This window comes from Sorangium sp. So ce381, from assembly GCF_051473845.1.
Lineage (GTDB): Bacteria > Myxococcota_A > Polyangia > Polyangiales > Polyangiaceae > Sorangium > Sorangium atrum.
On sequence record NZ_CP150336.1, the window covers coordinates 5,910,178 to 5,924,811 of the forward strand.

The 14,634-nt window shown below is 70.5% G+C and carries 12 protein-coding genes; 4 read left to right on the forward strand and 8 right to left on the reverse strand.

The genetic code is table 11. The features are described from left to right. Nucleotides 1–554: 554 nt before the first annotated feature. Nucleotides 555–1,310, reverse strand: a complete 756-nt coding sequence (locus WMF29_RS22215) for a response regulator transcription factor (RefSeq protein WP_437330750.1) — start codon at nt 1,308–1,310, stop codon at nt 555–557. A gap of 411 nt (nt 1,311–1,721) precedes the next feature. Continuing rightward, nucleotides 1,722–2,891, reverse strand: coding sequence for an alpha/beta hydrolase family esterase (locus WMF29_RS22220; RefSeq protein WP_437330751.1), 1,170 nt, complete (start codon nt 2,889–2,891; stop codon nt 1,722–1,724). Nucleotides 2,892–3,211: 320 nt separating this feature from the next. Here WMF29_RS22220 and WMF29_RS22225 point away from each other — a divergent pair, with 320 nt between their 5' ends. After that, nucleotides 3,212–4,033: a polysaccharide deacetylase family protein gene (locus WMF29_RS22225; protein ID WP_437330752.1), complete on the forward strand. Its 822-nt coding sequence runs from the start codon at nt 3,212–3,214 to the stop codon at nt 4,031–4,033. 37 nt (nt 4,034–4,070) lie between these two features. Here the strand turns inward: WMF29_RS22225 and WMF29_RS22230 are convergent, their stop codons facing one another. After that, entirely contained in the window at nt 4,071–6,383 is a 2,313-nt protein-coding gene (locus WMF29_RS22230) for a glycoside hydrolase family 15 protein (RefSeq protein WP_437330753.1), read from the reverse strand. 542 nt (nt 6,384–6,925) lie between these two features. Between WMF29_RS22230 and nudC the strand changes: the two genes are divergently transcribed. After that, nucleotides 6,926–7,735, forward strand: coding sequence for an NAD(+) diphosphatase (nudC, locus tag WMF29_RS22235; protein ID WP_437330754.1), 810 nt, complete (start codon nt 6,926–6,928; stop codon nt 7,733–7,735). Between the two features lie 43 nt (nt 7,736–7,778). Here the strand turns inward: nudC and WMF29_RS22240 are convergent, their stop codons facing one another. After that, on the reverse strand, nt 7,779–8,855 hold the full coding sequence (locus WMF29_RS22240) for an ABC transporter substrate-binding protein (protein ID WP_437330755.1): 1,077 nt from the start codon (nt 8,853–8,855) through the stop codon (nt 7,779–7,781). A 236-nt stretch (nt 8,856–9,091) separates the two neighbouring features. Then, on the reverse strand, nt 9,092–9,643 hold the full coding sequence (locus tag WMF29_RS22245; RefSeq protein ID WP_437330756.1) for a ferritin-like domain-containing protein: 552 nt from the start codon (nt 9,641–9,643) through the stop codon (nt 9,092–9,094). A 64-nt stretch (nt 9,644–9,707) separates the two neighbouring features. On the opposite strand from WMF29_RS22245, the gene WMF29_RS22250 reads away from it, so the two are divergent. After that, entirely contained in the window at nt 9,708–10,604 is an 897-nt protein-coding gene (locus WMF29_RS22250; protein WP_437330757.1) for a LysR family transcriptional regulator, read from the forward strand. 24 nt (nt 10,605–10,628) lie between these two features. Here WMF29_RS22250 and WMF29_RS22255 read toward each other — a convergent pair whose 3' ends face one another. The 3 genes from WMF29_RS22255 to WMF29_RS22265 form a co-directional block, all read right to left on the reverse strand. Then, complete coding sequence (locus tag WMF29_RS22255) at nt 10,629–11,120, reverse strand: nucleoside deaminase (protein ID WP_437330758.1); 492 nt, start codon at nt 11,118–11,120, stop codon at nt 10,629–10,631. Beyond that, complete coding sequence (locus WMF29_RS22260; protein WP_437330759.1) at nt 11,117–12,625, reverse strand: cytochrome P450; 1,509 nt, start codon at nt 12,623–12,625, stop codon at nt 11,117–11,119. Before WMF29_RS22260 ends, WMF29_RS22255 begins: the two co-directional genes overlap by 4 nt. Nucleotides 12,626–13,525: 900 nt before the next feature. Next, the gene (locus WMF29_RS22265; protein ID WP_437331273.1) at nt 13,526–13,966 is read right to left on the reverse strand and encodes a hypothetical protein; all 441 of its coding nucleotides are present in this window, start codon (nt 13,964–13,966) and stop codon (nt 13,526–13,528) included. On the opposite strand from WMF29_RS22265, the gene WMF29_RS22270 reads away from it, so the two are divergent. Then, nucleotides 13,872–14,174 carry a helix-turn-helix domain-containing protein gene (locus WMF29_RS22270; protein WP_437331153.1) on the forward strand — a complete coding sequence of 101 codons (303 nt, stop codon included), beginning with the start codon at nt 13,872–13,874 and terminating at the stop codon, nt 14,172–14,174. The genes WMF29_RS22265 and WMF29_RS22270 overlap by 95 nt on opposite strands. Nucleotides 14,175–14,634: the final 460 nt, after the last annotated feature.

The window sequence follows — 14,634 nt, forward strand, 5'->3', positions numbered from 1 at the left end:
CCAATGTCGCCTCGCCGCTCCCGGCAAAGCGATGTTCGTGCGCGAGCCCCTCCTCTGGAGAGAAAGGGCGCCTTGCGCCGGGCGCGAGCGCGGCGCGTGATCCCTGTCATCCCCCCTGCCGATCGGTCGGCGAGCATGAGAGGCAACTCGACGCGACCTACGTGCGATGAGACATCGATCCGACGGTCGCATCGCTGCGGGGGCACAGCCTCCTTGGACAGTCTCCTTGGCAGGAGTCAGGCCACACGTCGGGCGGCGCGGTTTCCACCGCGTGCACGTCCGGCTGCGGCGTCAGGGGCCGCCCGGATCGGGCGAAAGCTGCGCAACATGAGCGACGGCTTGCGCAACCTGCCCTCGCAGCGTGGCCTGCGCGGCCCTCTCACGATCACCGACGGCGAGGTGAGCCACGAGCCAATCCAGTGCTGACGGAGAGCGCGTCCATCGCCGATGTGACCGTCGCGCCGCCGTATGCCAGGCGACCGTGAGGCTCGCGGTCTCCCGGCGAGCGCTCGTCGCTCTGCGGGCCGGCCAGCGGCGCGCGCTCGCGTCGCCCCTCAGCCCAGGAGCCCCCGCTCGCCCAGCCACAGCGTCGCGCCGGCGCGGCTGTAGATGCCGAGCTTGTCGTAGGCGTGGGCGATGTGATGCTGCACGGTCTTCTGGGAGATGTGAAGGACGACGGCGATCTCGCGGTTGGTCTTGCCGACCCCGACGAGCCGCAGCACCTCCAGCTCGCGCTCCGTGAGCGCCCTTCGTGACCGGGCGGGCCGAGCGCACTCGCCGCTCGGAGGAGCGCTCGGAACGGGATCGGTCGCGAGCAGATAGTTGTACGTCGTCCCGCGTCCCCCGGCGAGGCGATGGGTCCAGATCGGGTTGGCGCAATAGAGCTCCAGCATCTCCTTCGTGTACCCGATCACGAAATGCTCGAAATACGGGTGCCAGGCCGGGAGGTCGCGAACGCGAAATTCGACGCCGGCGTCCCGCAGCGCCGCTTCGGAGCGGCTGTCGGTCTCGGAAAAATAACGATGCCAGAGGGTCGGAATGGCCGTGACCAGCGAGGACATCTCCGGATCTCGGACGAAGCGCTTCAGCGGGCCATCGACGAGCGCCCAGCGCGCCGACTCGGCGCCGAGCTCGAAGAGGGCGTCCTTGCGGTCCGGATAGAATCTCCGAACGAGCTCGTCGTGGAACGTGAGGAACTCGGGCAGCGGAACCAGGCTGGTCGCCGTGATCGGCTGCCTGAACCACGGATGGCTCAGCGCCATGTCACGAAAGAGGCCGCGCCACGCTTCCGAGCCGAATCTCCGGCTCACCAAGGTTTTCCGCGTCAGGATTGTGGTTCCGCTGACCTTCATGGGAAGCTCGTTGGCGCCTCCCGCTGGACGACGAAGCCGCTCGGGAGGCAGGCTCCCAAAGTATCACTCGTCACGTCGAACGATCAAGGCGTCGGCCGCCAACGCGCGAGTTCGCGTGTCACGCCGCAGCTACGATCACGCGGTATTCGCACACCAGCAGCAGATTCTTGTGATGGCGCTGCAGGCCGACAGACCGCGCTGTGGATGCGCAGCGTCATGGCATCCCACAGTGGGTCATATCTCGATGTCAGCGGAGTCGCTCGAACGTGGAGGCGGGTGTGAGCAGGACGGCGACGATCGGGGGACGCCGTGCAGCGGAGTGGAGGGGACGCGCCGCGTCGAGCACGCAGAGCGCGCGTCAGAAAGCGGTTACGGCAGGGTGTGCCGCTTCAGGACCGGCCAGCCGACCGCGGCGTTGCCGTAGTCGTGACCCCCTCCCTGCTTCGTGCAGAGGGCCACTTCGACGCCGCCCTCGCAGTTCGAGAAGGTCGAGCAGCCCTTGCTGTCTTCGGCCGATGGCGAGCCCGTGCACTTGTTGATCTGGCCCCACTTCTCGAGGGTCGATTTCGCCCCGAGGAACGTGATGGGCATGCCGCTCACCACCGCGGAGTATCCACCGGCGTAAGGCACGATCGGATCCCCGGTGCTGCGGAACGAGATCACGGTGATGGGGCGCGACGGCTTGCAGTCGCCGATGTTCTCCTGCAGGAGATCGAAGGCGGCGGGCGCCACGGCGGCGAACGTGTCGGCCGCGTGGCAAGCGAGGTAGTGGGACATCCCGCCTCCCATCGAGAAGCCGACCGCATAGATGCGCTTGGGGTCGATGCAGGCGGTCTCCTGGATCTCGGCCACCATCGCCTTGACGAAGGCCACGTCGTCGGTGTTCTTCACGCAGCAGGGCCCCACGTTCCAGGCGCCGCCCGACGGGCCGGACAGCCCTGACGGGAAGGCCATGATCACCCCCTCTGGATCGGTCTGCGCCGGATACGGCGAGCCCGAGCGCTCCGACGGGCCAGAGCCGCCGAGGGGGTGGAGGTCCACCACGAGAGGCACCGGCTTGCTGCCGTCGTACGCGGCAGGGACATGCAGGACATAGCTGCGGTTCGAGGAGCCGATCGTGATCGTCTTGTTCGTGTCGCCGGCCCTCAGCGCGGGCGACGGGCAGGTGATGGCCTCGCCGCCACCCGCGCCGCTCGTGCTGGCGCCGCCACCCGCGCCGCTCGTGCTGGCGCCCCCACCTGCGCCGCTCGTGCTGGCGCCCCCACCTGCGCTGCTCGTGCTGGCGTCGCCGCCGGCGCCGCTCCCACCGGCGCCGTCGCTGCCGGTGCTGCTGCCGCTGGTCGAGCCCGTCGTGCTTCCCGACACGCTCCCGCTGCCGCTGCCCGAGGTGCTGCTCGTGCTGGCGCCCGCGGTGGGGCCGCCGCCGTCGCCGCCGGCGCTGGTGGTCCCGTCGCTATCGCCACCGCAGCCCCAGAGGGAGATGCCGAGCGCTCCCAGTACCAGAATCAGCTTCGGTAAACTCGTTCGTCCGTACGTCATTGGTCAGCACCTCTGTCCGGTGGGTTCAAGACCGCCATCCGGTGCTCGGGTCACGTCCTCGGAAGCGCCGGACAGCGCCGCCCTCGTCGTCCCGGCTCGCCGTCCGTCGTCACATGACCCGATGCACGTGGCAGTCATATCCGAGGCCGTTGGCTTGCGGCATGGGCATACCGGCCTATGCCTCGACGCCGTCGCAGCCGCTCGCCGTCCCGGGAGCATCTCCAGGCGTTCCTGGAAGGCGCAGAGCGCGCTGGTCTTCCCGGAAGGGCGCCGGAGGCCCGGGCACGGTCGATGATACGTCGACGTGTTCCGTGGAGATCATGCCCACGGACAGGGGCTGTGCGCGGCGCCCCGCGACGCGCCGACAGCAGGCGGTGCTGGCGTTCATCGTGGCGTGCCTCGCCGCCGTGCTCCTCTCCCCGGTCCACCTGACGCGGCGTCACCCGGGCGCCCTTGTCGTGTCCATCGAGTTCGACGACACGCTGGCGGATCAGCTCTCAGCGCGCTCCATCCTCGCCGAGCACAGGATGCATGCCACGTTCTTCGTGAACAGCGGCGCGCTCGATCGACCCGGCTACCTGACCGTCGCGCAGCTCCGCGCGCTCGCGTCCGACGGCCATGAGATCGGCGGCCACACCATCAATCACGTGCGGCTGCCCGGGCTCAAGGTCAGCGAGCAGCGCCGGCAGATCTGCGATGATCGCCGCGCCCTCCTCGCGCTGGGCTTCGCCGTGAGCGACTTCGCCTACCCCTGGGGCGCCCACGACAGCGTCAGCGTCGAGCTGGTGCGCTCCTGCGGTTACGACAGCGGAAGGCGCGCGGGCGGGCTCGCGTTCCCCTCGTGCATCGTGTGTCCACGGGCGGAGTCCATCCCTCCGCGCGACCCCACCGCCACCCGCGCGCCCGGCTCCCTCAGCCGCAGCCAGGGCGTCCCCACGATCCAGGCTATCATCCGCAGCGCGCAGCAGGACGGCGGATGGATACAGCTCATCTTCCACCATGTCTGTGACGCCTGCGGCAAGTACAGCATCTCCAGACAGGACTTCTCCACACTCCTGGACTGGCTCGCGGAGGAGCGCGACGCGGGCCGCCTCGTCGTCCTGACGGTGCGGCAGGTGATCCACGGCGAGGTGCCTCGCTAGGCTGCCTGTGGCGTGGACGAGGCGCCCCCGATGCGGATCAGTCGCGGAGCGGAGGAGCCGCGCTCGTCCCGCGAGGGGTCGCGTCCCCTCGGGCGGCGCCTCCGGCGCTGCTCATCGGCCGGCGGAAGAGCGCCGCGTCGTCGTGCGCGCGCAGGGCCAGGACGAGCTCGGCGTGCGCCCACCCGAGGGGCGCCGCAGAGCCGGTCGGCTGGCCGGCGCGGGGCCCGCGATCGAAGACCTGCTCCGGCAGCATCTGGGACGAGGTCGCGAAGCGCCCCATCGCGTCGAGGTAGGGGCGCATCCTCTTGCGCGCCGCCGCCGGCGAGCTGGGCTTCTCGAGCACCTTCGCGAGCTCGTACTCGGCCCTCTCGCCCGAGAGAATCGGCCATAACATGCCTCCTGTCCGCTCGCCGGAGAGCGGGTCGAAGCCATACCCGTCGCCGACATAGCGATAGAATCCCGGGCCGACCCCGGCGACCTCGACGCGCAGCGCGGCGTCGCAGGCCGTGAGCGAATCGGCGATGTTCGCCGCGAGCGCCGGGCGCACCCCGAGGACGACGAGCCTGAGGAAGCCGCAATCGACGATGTCGCGCTCCAGCCAGGAGCGCCCACGCAAGACGTAGCGTCGCTCGTCGTTCGGGTCCCTCGGGGCGTCCGGGCTGCCGGTCCCGTCGACGCGCACGAAATACCGCCCGTTCGCGGTGCCCCCCTGGGTGGTGAACGTCCAGCCGTCGATCTTCCGGGCCCAGCGCTCGGCCGTCTCTCTGTACCGGGCCTCGCGCTCGGGGTCACCCATCGCGCCCGCGATCTCCGCGGCATGGACGAGCGCTGTGCAGACGAAGGCCAGGGTCGACGGCGAGACGCCCGAGACCTCCTCCCATCGATCGAGCGGGGTCCAGGGGCCGAAGGCGACCAGGAAATCGGCGGCGCGGCGCGCGAGATCCCAGCACGCACCGGCCGCGACGAGCCGCTCCTCGACCACGTGATAACAGACGTCGATCGGCTGCGCGACCTGATCGAGCTCCAGGCCTCGCCAGTACGGCTCTCCGTCGGACCAGGTGTTCTGGTAGAATGAACCCTCCTTCGAGACATGGAGAGAGCCGAAATCCCAGGTGCCGTCCGACGCGGAGAGCTGGATACCTTTCATGAACCGCATCGCGGCCACGGGCGAGCGCGTGTCGCCTGCGGCGAGCAGCGCGAGCGCGATCTGGCTGAGATCACGCGGCCACACGAGGTGGTAACCGCCCGTGATCGTGCTCGAGGTCCTCGGCGAGATCGCGCTCGCCCGGTCGAGCCTGACGTCGCCCCAGGGCACGGACGGCGACGCGATGAAGGCCCCAGGGTGCGCCCTGTCCTCGAGGGACTTCATCACCGCCACGGAGCTCCGGTAGAGGCGCGCGAGGTCGGGCGAAGCGCTCCCGAGCGGGCGGAGGGACGCCTGATAGGCGCGCCACTGGGCGCGGTACCTGTCGAGGAGCGCGTCGGGGTCCTCGCCGAGCGACGCCTGGGCGGCGCGGTGGGCCTCGTCGATGTCGCGTCCGAAGCCGAGCGCCAGCGTGAGCTCGCAGACCCCGGGCGAGAGCGGCAGATCCAGCTCCCCGGTCAGCACGACGTCCCCGTCCCTCGCGTCGCGGTAGTGCGTGGTCAACGTGCGGTGGTTCTGCAGGTCCCGATAGCCGTCGCTCTCGGTCCCCGAGAAGCCGGCTGTGGCGTCGCGCCAGCGGATGGAGGTCACGAGGGCCTGGGCGAAGGGGCCTTGCCAGGCGAACAGCCCCGCTCCCGGCGCGCCTCCGGTGCTCGCCATCGCGCTGTCACCGAGCGGCGTGTTCCCCGCGCTGGGGTTGTGAAGGACGAAGAACCTGAGCCCTCGGACTTTCCTGGTGATCCTCAGGCGCTGCAGGACCACGTCCCTGTCGGGATCGGCGAAGATGATCTTCTCGATCCTGAACCTGCCGCCCGGATCTTCCGTGATCACCCGGAAAGCCGGCACGCCGCGCTCGATCCAGCGGACGCTCCGCCGCGCGTCTCGCCGCTCCTCGAAGAGGCCTCTGTCGGCCGCCGTGACGAGCAGCTGGCTGTCCCGCGTCTGCGGGGTATCGTTCGTCGGCCAGAACACCTCGGTCAGGATGCCGCTCGCTCCGGTGAACCATACATTGCTGATCGGGGCCGTGTCGGAGCGCGCCGAGTACTTCAGGTCCTCGTCGTAGCTCTCGTACGCGGCGCCGAAGAGATCCTTGGAGCCGTGAGACCAGCTTCCCGCGGACGAGGACCCGGGCGCCGCGCCCGAGGGCGTTGCGGCGCGCGCCACGCCAGCGAGCGGGAGCGAGGCGCCAAGGGCTGCGAACAGCAACGTTCTCCCGAGAATTCGCATGGACCGGCTCCGACCTGCGATGAACGCGCAGCGCGTCGGTCTCGAAGCGTGCAACGCCCGGTCCATTGACGCCCAGCCCACCGCCCTCAACGCATGGCCGACGCTCCTCCGCTGGGGTCATCGGCCTAGCGCGGGCGGTGTGCGTCTCCTGCGCGCGCCGGCGTGAGCACCGAGGTTCCCCTGGGGCAGCGCGTTCCGCCATCCCGCCCGCGCGCCGCCGCGAGGCAGGCCGGTCGCCGCTGTCGCGCGCGGTGAAGAAGGAAGGGCGCCATGACGCGGACAGCCGCGTGTCGGGCTCGACCTGGAGCGGCGTACCTGACGTGCTCGCGGGGCCAATAGGGAGGTTGTGACGGGAACTCCTGGATCGACAGGACGGGAGGCGGGTTGTCCGGGCATGGCAGTGAGAGCAATCCAGGTGCCGCGACGCGGAGCGCCTGTCTCCCGCCGTGGAGGGTGGTCCTGGGGCCGCTACACCGCGCGGCGCTGGCAGCGCTCGGCGAGCCTGGTACCCTGGCCCCGCGATGAGGGTCGACGAAGATGTCGTGGTGATCGTGCGCGGGCTGGAGGTGGTCGTGGAGCGCGCCGGCGGGCTGTTCCTCGGCCGGCGCGACACCATCGAGGCGTTCGCCGATCCACCCGTGTTCCTCGGCAGATTCGAGGGTCGCGGCTGGTACGCGGCGCTAGCCCGGCCCAGCGTCGAGCTTCCGGCCGAGCTCGCGTTCGCCTCGGCCCGCTCCCTCTTCTCCGAGCTGCCCGAGCCCACGTTGCACATCCTGGGGCGCGCGCTCGCTGGGGTCGAGTTCGACGAGACGCACCGCTACTGCGGGCGCTGCGGAACGGCCACCCGACAGGACGCCGCGGCTTCGGACGGGCGCGAACTCGGCGTCGGTGAGCAGACGCGGCGCTGCCCGAGCTGTGGGTTGAGCGTGCACCCGCGGATCGCGCCCGCCGTGATCGTGCTGGTGGAGCGCGACGATCGCGTGCTCCTGGCGCGCAGCGCGCGCTTTCCGCCCGGGCGCTTCAGCGCGGTGGCGGGCTTCGTGGAGATCGGCGAGTCGCTCGAGCAAGCGGCCGCGCGCGAAGTCGGCGAGGAGGTCGGCGTTCAGATCCGAGATCTGAAGTACTTCGACAGCCAGCCGTGGCCGTTCGGCCGCTCGCTGATGATCGGCTTCTCGGCCACGTATGCCGGCGGCGCGCTCACGCCGGATGGCCACGAGATCGTCGAAGCCGACTGGTTCTCGCGCGAGCAGCTGCCCGATCTCCCGCCCAAGGTCAGCATCGCGCGCCGGTTGATCGACGCCTTCGTCCAGCGCTCCGCGCCGCTGTCTTGAGCAACGGCGCACGCGAGGCCATCCCCTCGGCGACCGACGTCGCCTATTTCGCGGCCTGGTCGTTCGCGTAGGGGTTGAGCTCGTTCGTGTAGACGCGGCTCAGGGCGATCTCCCCCGGCTTGAGCTCGCCGCTCTTGACCATCCAGTCGATCCATACTTGAAAATCGCGCTCCGCGATCAAGCCGCCCTTGCCGGCGACGCCGTAGCTGCGCCAGAACTTGATGGCCGAGTCCTCCTCGTTCCGGCCGCGCTTTTTCATCAGCGCGATGCAGCGCGCCACCACCGTCTCGCGCGGGGTGTCCCGGGCCCACTCGATGGCCTTGGCCGTCGCCTCGACGAAGCGCCGCGCGGTCTTGGGGTTTTCCTTGATGAAGCTCGTCTTCATCACGTAGCTGCCCGCGGTGAACTTGCCGTAGAGCTCATAGTCCGAGAACAGCGAACGGATGCCGCCGCGCTCGAGCGCGCGATCGCGGTAGATGTCGCCGAGCGTCGCCACGTCGACCTGCTTCTCGCGGAGCAGCTGCTCGCCGTTCACCGGGGGAATGACGAGCAGCGTGACGCGCCGGGATTCCTCCGGCGTGAGCTGGCCTCGCGACAGAAACTCCTTGACCATGAACTCGCTGTGGGCGCCGAGCGTGTTCATCGAGATCGTCTTGTCCAGCAGATCGCGCGCGGTGCGCAGCGGGCTGTCGTTCAGCACGTAGAAGCCGCTCTGGCGTTGCTCGTCGACACCGTAGTAGCCCGCGACGGCGATGATGGGCGCCTTGGCCGCGATCAGCTTGATGATGGCGCCGTTGAAGGCGCCGCCGAAGTCGGTGTCGCCGGTGACCACGGCCTGCACGCTCTGGGGGCCGCTCACCGTGCTGCCGACGAACTGCAGGCGGATCGGCGCGAGGTAACCGAGATCTTCCGCGAGCTCGATCGGCGACACCGTGCCGTTGTTGCCCTGATAGCGGAGCTCGAGCGTCTCGAACTCGCTCTCCGATCCGGCGGCGGAGGCGCGCGAAGCGTCGTCGCGCGAGCAGCCCGCCGCGCCGCACGACACCAGCAGGGCGAAGAGGAGGACCGCACGCAACGCGGCGCGGAGCAGGCCGGCAGGGATGGGGCGCAGAGGAGCCATATCCGTTATATTAGATTAACATCCGTTATAGTACAAGCCCTCCTCTTGCCGGCGGACTCGCGCGTGCGTCAGAACGCATGGCCCTCGACGTGGCTTGCCCGGAGGGCTGCACGTAGGGAGGCGTGGAGTACATGCCGGGCGACAGCTTCCCCTCCCTCGACGGCTGCACGAGGACCCGTGTGCGCGGCGCGGCGACCGGGCTGGTGGGAGCCGCCGTGAACGAGCCGCGGCGCAGATCACGGCGCGAGGCCGAGCGCGCGGCGACCGAGATCGTGCGCGCCCTGCGTCGCCGCCAGCGCCTCCGCGCCCGCGAGCTCCGCGAAGGCGCGCGCGTGGAAGCGCTCCTCGGGCAGGATGCGCTCGAACACCGCGCGCACGTCGGGGGGCGCCTCCGGGTCGGCCGCGATGACCTCGATGCGCTCGAGGCGCATGCGCTCGGAGTGCGCGCCCACCGCGCACCCGGTCTCGAGATCGCGGACGATGTCGAGGGTCTCCTTCCAGTAACGCTCGCGCTTCGCGCCGATCTTCGGCTCGATCCCGCGGGCGGTGAGCAGGTCGCCCACCCAGACGGCGTGGCGGCGCTCCTGCCCGGCGATGACGCCGAGGATCCGGTGCGCGCGCGTTCCGGGCTCGGCGAACGCGTCGCGCAGCATCTCGATGCGGCCGGCCGCGGTGGCCTCGCCGCGGTATTGATCCAGCAGCCAGGCGACGAGCGCCTCCGGATCCTTCTTCACGGCCTCCCACCAGGCGTGGCTGTCTCGGAGAACGACGGGATTCGAAGCCTTCATGGCGGCCTCCTTCGACGCTCGATCTGGGGGACCGGACCATCGGCGTCGACTAGAATGATCGGATATGCCATCGGCTGGACCGATACTCGACGGCGACCTCCTCCGCGCCTTCGTGGCCTTCGCCGACACCCTCAATTTCACGCACGCCGCGCGGCGCGTGGGGCTCTCGCAGCCGGCGCTCTTCGAGCGGGTGCGCCGGCTCGGCGACGAGCTCGGGGCGCCGCTCTACGAGCGCACCGGCAAGCAGCTCCGCCTCACCGATCGCGGCCTGCGCGTGGCCGCGCACGCCCGCGACGCGGTCGCGCGGGCCGAGGCGTTCGCGCGCGATCTGCGCGGCGAGCCGCAGCGCGAGTCGGTCACGCTCGCCGCCGGCGAGGGCGCCTTCCTCTACCTGCTCGGCCCGGCCCTGGCGCGCTTCGCCGCCGAGGGGGCGAGCCTCCGCCTGCTCACGCTTGGCGCGCCCTCGGCCTGCGCGGCGGTGCGCGCGGGCGACGCGCACCTCGCGGTCGGCGTGCTCGATCTCGTGCCGCCCGAGCTCGTTGCGCGCGACGTGCTGCGCACGCCGCTCTGCGTGGCCATGCCGCGCCGCCACCGCCTCGCGCGCCGCCGCTCGCTGCGCCTCATGGACCTCGCGGGCGAGCGCCTCGTGCTGCCCCCCGCGGGCCGATCGCACCGCGATTTGATCGGCCGCGCCATCGCGCGCCTCGGCCACGAGGTCGATCCGCCCATCGAGGCCGACGGCTGGCCGCTCATGCTCCAGTTCGCGGCGCTCGGCCTCGGCGTCGCCGTCGTGAACGGCATCTGCGCGCCGCCGCGCGGGGTGATCCTGCGGCCCGTGCCCGAGCTGGGCACCGTGTGTTACCGGCTCGTCACCCGCCGCGGCGCCGAGCTGCCTCCGGCGGCCGAACGGCTGGCGGCGCGGATCGTGGAGATCGGCAAGGGCGCCGCGCGGGCAGGGTGATGGCCCGTCGGGGCGCGGAGCGGGCTACGACCGCTCCACGGCGCTTCGCAGGAGCGCCACGGCGGCCTCTCGCAGGACCGGCCCGTCCACGCGCACGGCGGGCGACGCGTTCGCCAGCACCTCGTGGCAGCGCACCGGCAGCGCCCGCCCGCCGAGCGCCGCGATGATGTCCTGCGTGCTGGCTGCGTAGACGATGCGGCTCACCCCCGCCCAGAACAACGCCCCCGAGCACATGGCGCAAGGTTCCCCGCTCGCGTACACGGTGCCGCCCTCGAGCGCTTCCGGGCCGTGCGCCCCCGTCGCTTCGCGGATCAACACCACCTCGGCGTGTGCGGTGCAGTCTCCCTGCCCTGCGTTGGCCGTGCGCCGCTGGTTGCTGCTCACCTGGAGCACCCGACCGCCTTGCACGAGCACCGCGCCGAACGGCATGTTGCCGGCGCGCAGGGTGTCGCTCGCGGCGTCCACGGCGAGCTGCATGAAGCCAACGTCCAGGGAGTCGCCTACGTGACGGGTCATGGTAAACCGACCTCACCGTTCACCGAGCTCGAGCGCTGGATCACGCCTGCGGGCGCGCGGCGCGCAGGCGTCAGACGGATACGGAGCTGACCGACCGGGCGTGCCATGCCGCCCATCATGAGGTCGAGCCATGCGCGCGGCCGGCGAAGCACCTCGATCCGGAAGTCGCGCAGGAGCACGGTGAGCGCGATCCCCAGCATCGTATAGGCGAGCGTCCGGCCAGGGCAGAGGTGATGGCCGAGCCCGAACGCGCCAAACCGCCGATCCTTGACCGCCGGGCTCTGGAAGGCGTCCGTCTTCATGTCGCCATACCGCTCGGGCTCGTAGCGAGCCGGATCGTGGTAGAAGGACGAGTCGCCGTTGACGAGCCCCATCGACATCCCGATGAGGCTGCCGGCCGGGATCACGTGGCCGCCCAGCTCCACCGGCCTCCGCGAGAGCCGCCAGAGGCCGCCGTTGCCATGGAGGCGCAGCGACTCGTTGATCGAGCGGAGCAACACCGGCATACGGCAGAGCGCGCCGAGATCGAGGGCTTGCCCATCCTGGAGGACGCGAGATTGCTCCTCGAGCACCGCCGCGAGCGCCCGCGGGTGCTCCAGCAGCTCCGACAGGCTCGCGGCGAGGCTCATGGCCGTGTTCGTGTGCGCGCCGAGCACCGCGCCCATCACGGCGAGCGCGGCATCGCGGAGCTGCTCGGGCGTCGCGGCCGTGGGCTCGTCCCCGAGGGAGCTCTTGATGACCGCGTGGAGGTAACCTTCCGGGTCGGCGCTGCCCTCGGCCGCCACGCGCCGCACCTCGCTCATGAAGATCGAGAGGATGCGCTCCCGCGCCTGCTTGCGGCGCTTCGCCGAGGGCGTCTCGATGGGCAGAAAGAAGCCCGTGAGGTTCAGCTCGCTCTCGAGGATGTGGAACTGGCGCGCGAGCTCGTCGCACAGCGCCTCGGAGATCGTGTCGCCGCACACGAACCGGCAAGCCATGTGCAGCACGAGATCGTTGGCGAGCGCGAGCGCGTCGATCTCGCCGCCGCCGGCGAGCCGCGCGCGCAGGAACCGCGCCGTGAAATCCGCGAGAGGGCCGCTCTGGCGACGCACGGACGCGCCGGAGAGCGCCCGGAGCACGTGGGGCTGGACCTCGACGAAGAGGTCTTCGCCGAGGATCCTGCCGGCGAGCCGCCGGTACGCGTCCACGAGGTTCAGCTCTTCACCCGCGTCGATGAAGCGCTCTGCGGCGTCCTTGCCACCGACGAACGTGAGCGGCAGCCCGAACAGCGATAGGGTGAATACATCGCCAAGCGCCTCGTGGCCTGCGCGCTGGAGCTCGGTCGGGTCGGCCAGCAGCGCGATCGCCGTGCCGATGCCCGGCACGATCGCCCCCAGCCGCGGCGGCCCCGCCCCGTTGGACCGGGACTCGGCGCGGACGAGCGCCCGCACGATCTTCCGCCGGGTACGGCCGGTGAGCGGCTGCGAAGCGCCGCTATCCACCTGCGATCGAGATGTATTTTGCATGCAATGGTGACTCCAACGCTCGCACAGGAGCGAGAGTTACGACCGCTGTGAAGGGAAGAGCCGAATGCCATGCTCGCCCATGGGCGTCATCTGTCCGCTGTCCCTTGGTGGTCCTCCCCCCACCCCCCATCGTGTCGCGCGCCCCTCACGGCACCACGTCTGTCTTCGTCCGATTTATCCGCCCTCAACGATTGAACAGGGCGAGACGACGAGGCAGCGACTGGGCTTGTGTGATGCCTTCACGGTCGCTGCGTCAGCTCATCCTCCCGCACCGCCCATGCGGTGTCAACGGCAGAGGCCGATCGCCTGCGGCGTCCTGCGGGGCGACCGGGCCCGACGCCGGTGTCGATCCGCGAACTCCCACGGCAAGGCTCAGGGCGCTGCCATTGCCCAGGCGGCCCGCGATCGGCGCCAGCGAGCCAGCCCCGGGTGAACGTCGCCGGCGAGAGATCCGGGGGCAAGCACCTCTACGTTCAACACCGCATTGCCGGACACGCGCTGCGCGGGCCCTGGGCTCGTGATCTTCGGGATGCCCGGAAGGCCCTCCCCGCTCCCTTCGCCCCCATGGCGTGAGCGGGGTGCCGGGAGGAGCGCGGCGGCGGCATTCGACCGGACGCTTGTTCCCGCACGCCTGGCGAGTCCGCTCGGCGGGGCTGACCCGAGAGCGCGCTCGACGTTGCCGAAGACGTGCAGGCGCGGCGCGCGCGGATGGCCTTCGGGATCCGGGTCCTCGCTCACATGGTCGACGCCACCGGTTGCCCAGACCGGCCCAGCCTGCTTGCAAGCTCTCGACTGTCGGAGCGTTCGTGCTACTACGGCGCCCCCGATGAACGCCTCGGACGCGATCAAGGAGCGGGTGGACCGCTTTGTAAAGGACATCCTGAGCTTGGTCGAACGAGTTCAGGAAGAGCACCGCGTCGCAGCGCACCGGACTGTGACGGCGATGCTGGCCGATCTGGGACGGCCAGCGACGAACGCCTCCTCGGAGCGCCGTCCGAAGCCCCGGAAGGTGCCCGCGCAGGCCAAAAGGAGCGTGGCGAGGCCTACGAGGAGCGGGAAGCAAGGCGCGCTCTCGAGAGCGTCGAGCTCCTCGACGACGGCACCGTCCGCGAGGAGGACCTCGGCACCGTCCGCGAGGACCTCGGCACCGTCCGCGAGGACCTCGGCACCGTCCGCGAGGACCTCGGCACCGTCCGCGAGGACCTCGGCACCGGCATCCGGCGCGGACCGAGCCACGGCTGGCACGATGACCGCGACGGGAGCCTCGACGAGCGATCGGGAGGCTGTGGTGCTCGAAACCGTTCGCTCCCTCGTGCGAGGGACGGCGACGGAGATCGCCACGCGCAGCGGGCTACCGAACGGGAGCGTGTACGTCGCGCTTCGCGCGCTCGTGGCTCGCGGCCGCGTGGCGAGAGCCGGGACAGCGAGGGGCGCCGAGTACAGCCTCGTCTCGTCGGGCGGGATCCGGCCCTTCAAGCGCGTGAAAGCTGCGGGGCCCACCAGCCCTGCGGAGATGGAACGGACCGCCGACGCCGAACTCGCGGAGTAGAAGATTCCACTCAGGTACGAGATCGTCGCGGCGCGTTGAAATCAGGTTGAGAGCCAGAGAGAATCAACAGGAAGGCGGGAAGGCAGGAAGAGAAGTCCACGAATTCTTCCTGACCTCCTCATGCCCTTTGGTTCGGAAGCACACCGCGTTTCCGCTCGGCGCCCGTCGCCCACACGGTTGACCGGGGCAGCGCGGTCCGGTTGCAAGCGGTGAAGGCGTCGGGCGCCTCCGTCACCGTACACGCGCGCTCGGCGGCCGACGCGATCGTCGGCAGTATTCCTGGCCTGGAGGGACTCTCGCTCGATCTCGACCCGCTCTGGAGCGAGGTGGAGCTGCTCGGCCCAGAATCCGGAGAAGGAGCGCTCGGAGACCCTAGGCCGGGGAGGTTCCAGTCCCCGGCCCCCCACAGATCCGGACGTGCGGGATTACCGCATCCGGCTCTTCGGTTCACGGGTTCGCT

What these genes read in the sequence shown, in the direction of transcription:
- WMF29_RS22220 (WP_437330751.1), bottom strand. Translation starts at nt 2,891, where the DNA reads ATGACGTACGGACGAACGAGTTTACCGAAGCTGATTCTGGTACTGGGA.
- WMF29_RS22225 (WP_437330752.1), top strand. Translation starts at nt 3,212, where the DNA reads ATGCCCACGGACAGGGGCTGTGCGCGGCGCCCCGCGACGCGCCGACAG.
- nudC (WP_437330754.1), top strand. Translation starts at nt 6,926, where the DNA reads ATGAGGGTCGACGAAGATGTCGTGGTGATCGTGCGCGGGCTGGAGGTG.
- WMF29_RS22240 (WP_437330755.1), bottom strand. Translation starts at nt 8,855, where the DNA reads ATGGCTCCTCTGCGCCCCATCCCTGCCGGCCTGCTCCGCGCCGCGTTG.
- WMF29_RS22245 (WP_437330756.1), bottom strand. Translation starts at nt 9,643, where the DNA reads ATGAAGGCTTCGAATCCCGTCGTTCTCCGAGACAGCCACGCCTGGTGG.
- WMF29_RS22250 (WP_437330757.1), top strand. Translation starts at nt 9,708, where the DNA reads ATGCCATCGGCTGGACCGATACTCGACGGCGACCTCCTCCGCGCCTTC.
- WMF29_RS22255 (WP_437330758.1), bottom strand. Translation starts at nt 11,120, where the DNA reads ATGACCCGTCACGTAGGCGACTCCCTGGACGTTGGCTTCATGCAGCTC.
- WMF29_RS22260 (WP_437330759.1), bottom strand. Translation starts at nt 12,625, where the DNA reads ATGCAAAATACATCTCGATCGCAGGTGGATAGCGGCGCTTCGCAGCCG.
- WMF29_RS22270 (WP_437331153.1), top strand. Translation starts at nt 13,872, where the DNA reads ATGACCGCGACGGGAGCCTCGACGAGCGATCGGGAGGCTGTGGTGCTC.